The 6,649-nt window shown below is 56.8% G+C and carries 9 protein-coding genes; 6 read left to right on the top strand and 3 right to left on the bottom strand.

Annotated elements, in window-relative coordinates; genetic code table 11:
• Positions 1 to 13: 13 nt before the first annotated feature.
• Complete coding sequence (locus tag AC1XOS_RS18130) at positions 14 to 964, top strand: class II fructose-bisphosphate aldolase (RefSeq protein ID WP_481963626.1); 951 nt, start codon at positions 14 to 16, stop codon at positions 962 to 964.
• A gap of 68 nt (positions 965 to 1,032) precedes the next feature.
• Positions 1,033 to 1,728, top strand: a complete 696-nt coding sequence (gene rpiA / locus AC1XOS_RS18135) for a ribose-5-phosphate isomerase RpiA (RefSeq protein WP_481963627.1) — start codon at positions 1,033 to 1,035, stop codon at positions 1,726 to 1,728.
• Between the two features lie 5 nt (positions 1,729 to 1,733).
• On the opposite strand, the gene AC1XOS_RS18140 is transcribed toward rpiA, so the two are convergent.
• Genes AC1XOS_RS18140 through ruvX form a run of 3 tightly spaced genes read right to left on the bottom strand, consistent with a single transcriptional unit; the run spans position 1,734 to position 3,549 of the window.
• Positions 1,734 to 2,240, bottom strand: coding sequence for a YqeG family HAD IIIA-type phosphatase (locus AC1XOS_RS18140; protein WP_481963628.1), 507 nt, complete (start codon positions 2,238 to 2,240; stop codon positions 1,734 to 1,736).
• Positions 2,237 to 3,142 carry an endolytic transglycosylase MltG gene (gene mltG, locus AC1XOS_RS18145; RefSeq protein WP_481963629.1) on the bottom strand — a complete coding sequence of 302 codons (906 nt, stop codon included), beginning with the start codon at positions 3,140 to 3,142 and terminating at the stop codon, positions 2,237 to 2,239. Before mltG ends, AC1XOS_RS18140 begins: the two co-directional genes overlap by 4 nt.
• Entirely contained in the window at positions 3,139 to 3,549 is a 411-nt protein-coding gene (gene ruvX / locus AC1XOS_RS18150; protein ID WP_481963630.1) for a Holliday junction resolvase RuvX, read from the bottom strand. Before ruvX ends, mltG begins: the two co-directional genes overlap by 4 nt.
• 212 nt (positions 3,550 to 3,761) lie before the next feature.
• Between ruvX and AC1XOS_RS18155 the strand changes: the two genes are divergently transcribed.
• The 4 genes from AC1XOS_RS18155 to AC1XOS_RS18170 all read left to right on the top strand — a co-directional run.
• A complete protein-coding gene (locus AC1XOS_RS18155; protein WP_481963631.1) occupies positions 3,762 to 4,172 on the top strand; it encodes a LysM peptidoglycan-binding domain-containing protein in 411 nt (136 codons plus the stop codon).
• A 36-nt stretch (positions 4,173 to 4,208) separates the two neighbouring features.
• Positions 4,209 to 4,703, top strand: coding sequence for a transcription antitermination factor NusB (nusB, locus tag AC1XOS_RS18160; RefSeq protein ID WP_481963632.1), 495 nt, complete (start codon positions 4,209 to 4,211; stop codon positions 4,701 to 4,703).
• Between the two features lie 7 nt (positions 4,704 to 4,710).
• Positions 4,711 to 5,841 (top strand): C1 family peptidase, encoded by a 1,131-nt coding sequence (locus tag AC1XOS_RS18165; RefSeq protein WP_481963633.1) that lies wholly within the window; start codon positions 4,711 to 4,713, stop codon positions 5,839 to 5,841.
• Positions 5,842 to 5,873: 32 nt separating this feature from the next.
• Positions 5,874 to 6,649 (top strand): bifunctional 5,10-methylenetetrahydrofolate dehydrogenase/5,10-methenyltetrahydrofolate cyclohydrolase (locus AC1XOS_RS18170; protein WP_481963634.1); only part of this gene is annotated, 776 nt, incomplete at its 3' end.

The raw sequence follows: 6,649 nt of genomic DNA on the forward strand, positions 1-6,649 counted from the left end.
ACACTAAACCGAAATGATAGTCGCAACAAAACAACTCTTCGCCCACGCGTACGGCAAGTACGCCATCGGCGCTTACAACATCAACAACCTTGAGCAGATCATGGGCCTTTTCCAAGGTTGCATTGATAGCCAGGCTCCGTTTATCATCCAGCTCTCCAAGGGCGCACGTAGCTATGCCAACAAGCAGATGCTAGAGGCAATGATTCGCACCGCCGAGGAGATCTTCCCCGAGGCGATCTTCGCCGTGCACCTGGATCATGGCGATGAGCAGACCTGCTACGAGTGTATCGAGTCCGGCTTCTACAGCTCCGTGATGATTGATGCGAGCCACTCCCCGTTTGAGGAAAATATCGCCATTACCAAGCGCGTGGTAGACGCAGCCCATGCCAAGGGAATCTCTGTTGAGGCCGAGCTCGGAATGCTGGGCGGCGTGGAAGAACATGTCCAGGTAGACGAGAAAAATGCCTGCCTCACCGATCCCGACGAGGCGCTAGAGTTCGTGAAGCTCTCCGGCTGCGACTCGCTGGCCTGCGCCATTGGCACCAGCCATGGCGCGTACAAGTTCGCGGGCGGCCAGGGCATCCACTTCGACCGCGTGAAGGCGATCCAGGACCTGCTCCCTGGCTTCCCGCTGGTCATGCACGGCTCCTCCAGCGTTCCTCAAGATGAAGTCGAGCGCATCAATGCCGCCGGTGGCGAGCTTAAGGGCGCGAAGGGCGTGGACACGGCTCAGTACCTGCCCGCCGCCAAGCTCGGCGTCTGCAAGGTGAACATTGATACCGATGGCCGCTTAGTCTGGACCCGCGTCCACCGCGAGTTCTTCAAGGAGCAGCCCGGCAACTTTGACTTCCGCACCCCTGGCAAGATCTTCATGGCCGAGTACGCCAAGTTCATCGCCAGCCGCAACGAGCTTCTAGGCTCCGCAGGTGAGCTCGAAAGCCTCCGCGAGTCGCTGAAGGGCTAGGCACCATCCACCAGCCCCCTCCCGCTCCGCGAGAGGGGGCTTTTATTTTGGCTTTTTACTCTTGTACTATGAGCAACGTAAACATTGGCAAGCAGGCAGCCGGAGAAGTCGCGGCAAAGCTGGTTCACGACGGCATGATCGTCGGGATCGGGACGGGCTCGACCGTGGCTTATTTTATCGAGGCACTCGGATGGCGTATCCAGACCGAAGGCTTGAAGATTCATGGCATCCCCACCTCGGAGACAACCGTGGCTCATGCGACTCGCCTGGGGATTCCGCTCGTGCCCCTCACGCCCCAAACATGCCCGGATCTCACGATAGACGGGGCCGATGAGGCCAACCCCAAGCTTGATCTCATCAAGGGTGCGGGCGGTGCGCTCGTTCGGGAGAAGCTGGTAGCAGCGGCTTCGGCAGAGTTTGTGGTGATCGCCGACTCCAGCAAGAGAGTGGCACAGCTTGGAGCGTTTCCTCTGTCGCTGGCTGTGGTTCCCTTCGCGGTCGCGAATCTCATGGCACAGCTCAAGGAGGAGTTTGAGGTGGCTCCCCACCTGCGCCTAAAAGCAAGCGGTGAGCCGTTTGTCAGCGATGATGGGCTCTCAATTCTCGATCTGCCTTTTGAGCGAATCCAGCGCCCTGCGATCCTAGACAAGCGCCTCAAGATTCTGCCCGGTGTGGTAGAGACGGGGATATTTGTCGGGCTGGCAAAACGCATGCTCGTGGGCCACCCCGATGGCCGTGTCGAGGCCGTCTACCCCGCAGAGTAGGCTTCTTAGCTGGGCCGGGCACGCTCGCCACGTAGGATGAGTTTCTCGGCATTGCGACTAATGAGCTTCGTGCCGATAAATTCTTTGTCGGCCAGTGGGTTAACCAGCACGGTCGTCAGGCCGACGCGGTTTCCGGCGACCATGTCGGTGAAGAGCTGATCGCCCACCATCAGGGCCTCGTTGGGCAGAACGGCCATCAGCTCCAGCGCCTTGAGCACCCCCGCTTTTCCGGGCTTTCCCGCGTTTCCCGGCACATGGTGGATTTCGAGTCTCTCCGCGATTCGCGCAAGGCGCACCGGACGGCGGGTGTTGGAGCAGAGGCAGACACCGATTTTCGCCGATTTCACCGCCTCGAGCCACACTAAAATATCACGGGGAATCTCATCGCCGTGCCAGGCCGCAAGCGTATTGTCCAAGTCGGAGACAATGCCTCGGATACCGTGCTCCGCAAGCCAAGCCAGCTCCAGCTCGCTCACTCGGCGTATCATGCGATCTGTCTTGAGCAGGCTCATGGACGGGCGCTCTTACGAACCCGGGCGATGTTGGCCCGGTGCTCCTCAAAGGTCTTAGCGAAGATGTGGCCTTTCCCCTCACCCTGAACGTAGAAGAGATTGTCGCTCTTTTCCGGTGCCAGCGCCGCCTTGATCGAGGCCAGACCAGGGTTGCAAATTGGCCCCGGAGGGAGCCCGGCATGGAGATAGGTGTTGTAGGGCGAGGGCGTTTTTAAGTCAGAAAAGAGCAGGCGGGCTTTGTGCTGCGGCAGAATATACTGCACTGTGGCATCTATCTGCAGCCGCATCTTTTTCCGGATACGGTTGTAGATCACCCCCGCGATCTTGGGGCGATCTTCATCGGTTTCGGCCTCGCGCTCGATCAGCGATGCCACAATCAGCGCTTCGGGTGTGAGCGAGAGCCCTTTGGTCTGCTTCTGAAAGTGCTGCTGAAGCTGCGGGACGATCTCTTTGGCAGTGACAGTTTTGGAGAACGCGTAGGTATCCGGAAAGAGCTGCCCCTCAAGCCCTTGAGTGAGCTGCAAAAACTCTGTGTCGTCGGTCAGCACGCCTCTCTCGATAAGCTTCGCCGCCATCTTCTTGATCGTAAAGCCTTCCGGGAACGTGACCTTGATCGAAGAGACATCACCATGAGCGAGTTTCTGGTAGATCGCCTCGGGGGAGTCCGACGGCGAGAAGGCATAGAGTCCGGGGAGAATTGTCCCGGTTGCGACGCGCTTAAAGTAGCTTGCAGAGCGGATGACATGCTTCTCCTCGAGGAGCTGGCCCACACGAGTAATGCTCGCGCCCTCGGGGATCCTGACCTCAAGGGGAGTCGCACCTGGCCCCGCAGCGGGGCGTCCATCGCCGCCACAGCCACTTAATACAATAAAGGCCGCGATGGCCCAGATACATCTCTTCACTGGCTCTTTAAATAGCTTTCTAAAATTCGTACGGCGGCGGCCTGATCAATCACAGCATCGCGGCGCTTTCGTGAGACACCGGCGGCAATCAGATCCGCCTGTGCTTCCTGCGACGAGAGAAACTCATCTTGAAGAATTATCGGCAAGTTGGTTGCATCAGCGAGAGCCGCGGAGAATTTTTCGCAGTGGAGTGCCCAGTCATTCTTGGTTCCCTGGAAGCTCAGCGGCAGACCAATGATGATTGCTTCGACGCTTTCGCGCTCTGCCCAAGACAAAATCGCCGCAATGTCTTCGGCCCGTGAGCGTGCCCGTGCCAGAGTCGCGCGTGGATAAGCCCCGAAGCCCAGCTCATCGGTGACGGCAATCCCAATACGCTTCGTTCCCAGATCCACTCCCAGTAGTCTCACTGGTGTTAGTTCTATCACAACGCAGGAACCTCAGACCAGACTTACGCATCAATATGGAGTAAGAAAAACGAAAAATGCACAGTAGCAAACACTTGGTTGACAAACAAAAATAGAACGGATATACTAGCAAAAGCGAACGAAAATTTGCTAAAAATGGATTTTCCGTTTTGTCATGTAGCAGCGGAGTGTTTAGCCAGAAGGTGAGTGCAATCATGGTGTGGCAAAGTCAGAATAGAGGTAGCTTCTGGAGTGATGAGGAGAAACATTTCTATCTCAATGCGAGACAGAGAGTGCGCGCGAGTCAGCGCCAACGGACACGACGGTTTTACCGTCGGCTTGTCTGGATCACTCTGGCGATCATTGGTATCACTTTAGCAGCGCGGGTGGCACGCTCAGCCTCCCCTCAAGGAGAGAGACAGGCAACCGCGATTCGGTTGCCAGAGATCACACAAACGCAAGTCGTAACGGTTGCTCCGGGAGACTCCCTCTGGAGCATCGCTAGGCGCTATTGCCCTAAAGGCACCTCGACGATGGACAATATCGCCCTTATCTCCGCCTTGAATGGCAACCCTAATGGGCAGCTTGAACCCGGTCAGCGCTTGGTTGTTCCTGCCACACCCTAAAGTCGGCAGAGGGCCATGCGATACAATAGCCGCGTTATGGCGAAAACTCCCTCTCCCTCCTCCCGACGAGCCGCACGTGAAACGGCCTTGCGTATCCTCTACATGATGGAGGTCGGCAAGACTCCACGTGATATCGCCCAGCAAGAAACGGTCGAGGCAAACAAGCTTGATGAAGAAGCGGCGGAGTTTAGCTGTCTGCTTGTAGATGGGACACTCTCCCACCAAGATGATGCCGATATCGCCATTGCGCAGCACGCAACCCACTACCCCCTCGACCGGCAGACAATTGTAGACCGCAATATCCTACGCATCGCTGCTACCGAGATTCTCTTTGATCTCTCAGGAGCCCCATATGGTGTAGTCGCCAATGAAGCCGTCGAGCTTGCTAAAAAGTACTCCACCCCGGAAGCTGCAAAGTTTATCAATGGCGTCATCGGCGGGCTGATCCGCGCCCAAGAGAGTATCAGCGAGAGTGAGATTTCCCTCACGGAGAGTGATACAGGTTTAGTAGCCCCCCTCCCCATGGAATAATCCTGGCATGTCCAATAAGAAACTCTCTCGACGGAGTATGCTGATTCTGCTCGTCAGTGTCGGTGGGCTTACTGCCCTCGCACAGCCCGCACTGAAGAACCAAGCGATTTTCGCGCAGAAAGAGCTCAGGCTCTCCGCTCCCCTCAAACTCCAACTCACACAGCTACGCGCAGATATTGCCAAAAATAAGTACTCTTTCACTGTCGGGGCCACCGATGTCCTAGATAAACCAGACAGCCAGCTCTACGGTGAGATTCTTCCTACTAACATTGGAGACATCGCCAGAAAGCAAGCCCCTCTCTCCCGGAAGATCCTCGACCTCGATAAAGAAGAACGCGAGAGAATCGTCAAAGCCAAGCCAGCGCTCCGTGCAAAGATCTACGAGTTCAATATCGTTGCCAACCCTAGTTTGAAGAAGTGGGACTGGCGCAAGCAAGGCAAGGTTACCAGCATTCGCAACCAAGCACCGGCTGGCACTTGCTGGGCATTTGCTGTGACAGCGGCTCTAGAGTCGTCTTGGCTCGTACGTAACAGTATCAACATAGATGGCTCTGAGCAGTTTATGATCGCCTACAGCGGTGCTGGAACGACCTCAGGGGGGAATCGTGCCGATGCCGCCGCCTGGCTGACAAGTAAGGGAACGGTCGCTGAGGTCACTGCCCCCTACACAGGCTCCGCCTCAACCAGTGTTCCCTCCAGCTCTGCGACCCCCTACGATGCACTTGCCTGGGGGTTTGTGGATGAATCTAACGTTCTTCCCTCCGTTCAGAAACTAAAGCAAGCACTGTGTGAGCATGGGCCTATCACGATTGGTATCTACTCAGATAATAATCTCAAGGCCTACACCGGTGGAGTCTTTGATCATGTCGATCCCAGCAACAACGCTTCCAATCATGCCGTTCTGCTGGTAGGTTGGGACGATGACAAGGGCGCGTGGATCGTCAAGAACTCCTGGGGCTCTGGCTGGGGTGATGAGTGTGACTACGGAACCGAGAAGGGTTACTTCTACGCCAAGTACGGCTGCCACAATGTCGGCTATCGCGCGATCTGGGTGAAGGCTGCCAGCCAAGTCTACGTGATTAACCCGGCGCTGCTCAAAGATCTCCGGCTAGCTCCTGATGTGCTCAAGCTGCGCTAATTAGCCGCTCAGACACGGTACAATGCTGTACCGTGTCTGAACCTATTCTTCTTGATGGTGCCGCTACTGCCAAAGCGATCCGCGCAGAAGTAGCCACCCGCGCTACAAAACTTAAAGTGGCTCATGGGATAACTCCCGGCCTTGCCGCAGTCCTCGCAGGCGACAATCCCGCCTCTATCACCTATGTCTCGATGAAGCGCAAGGCCTGTGCCAAGGCAGGAATCACGTCGTTTGAGCATGTCTTTGGCAGTGATGCGACGCAAGCGGAAGTTCTTGCCTGCATTCACCAGCTCAATGCCGACCCCAACGTCCATGGAATTCTGGTACAGCACCCGATGCCCAAGGGACTGGATGAGGACGAGATTCTCGCCACTGTAGATCCTGCCAAGGATGTCGATGGAATCGGGCGGGCTAGTTTAGGTGATCTGGTGCTGGGCCACCCAAGCTTTGTCTCCTGCACACCGCAGGGCATGATGACCCTGATGCAGCGCTACGGCATAGACCCCGCAGGTAAGCACGCCGTGGTGATCGGGCGCTCCGTGATTCTAGGTAAACCCATGGCCATCGCGCTGCTCAATGCCAACGCAACGGTGACGATCTGTCATAGCAAGACAAAAAACCTCGCCGAGATCACCCGCCAAGCTGATATTTTGGTCGCCGCTGTGGGTCGCCCCGAGCTGATCACCGGCGACATGCTCAAGCCCGGCGTGGTGGTCTTAGATGCAGGCTACAACCGCGTCGAGGGCCGTGGCCACGATGTGGGCGACTGTGATTTTGAGAGCTGTGCCGCCGTGGCAAGTGCCATCAC

Source organism: Armatimonas sp., from assembly GCF_964826245.1.

Bases quoted from the DNA above. Each gene is read 5' to 3' on its own strand.
- AC1XOS_RS18130 (WP_481963626.1), top strand. From the start codon at position 14: ATGATAGTCGCAACAAAACAACTCTTCGCCCACGCGTACGGCAAGTAC.
- rpiA (WP_481963627.1), top strand. From the start codon at position 1,033: ATGAGCAACGTAAACATTGGCAAGCAGGCAGCCGGAGAAGTCGCGGCA.
- AC1XOS_RS18140 (WP_481963628.1), bottom strand. From the start codon at position 2,240: ATGAGCCTGCTCAAGACAGATCGCATGATACGCCGAGTGAGCGAGCTG.
- AC1XOS_RS18155 (WP_481963631.1), top strand. From the start codon at position 3,762: ATGGTGTGGCAAAGTCAGAATAGAGGTAGCTTCTGGAGTGATGAGGAG.
- nusB (WP_481963632.1), top strand. From the start codon at position 4,209: ATGGCGAAAACTCCCTCTCCCTCCTCCCGACGAGCCGCACGTGAAACG.
- AC1XOS_RS18165 (WP_481963633.1), top strand. From the start codon at position 4,711: ATGTCCAATAAGAAACTCTCTCGACGGAGTATGCTGATTCTGCTCGTC.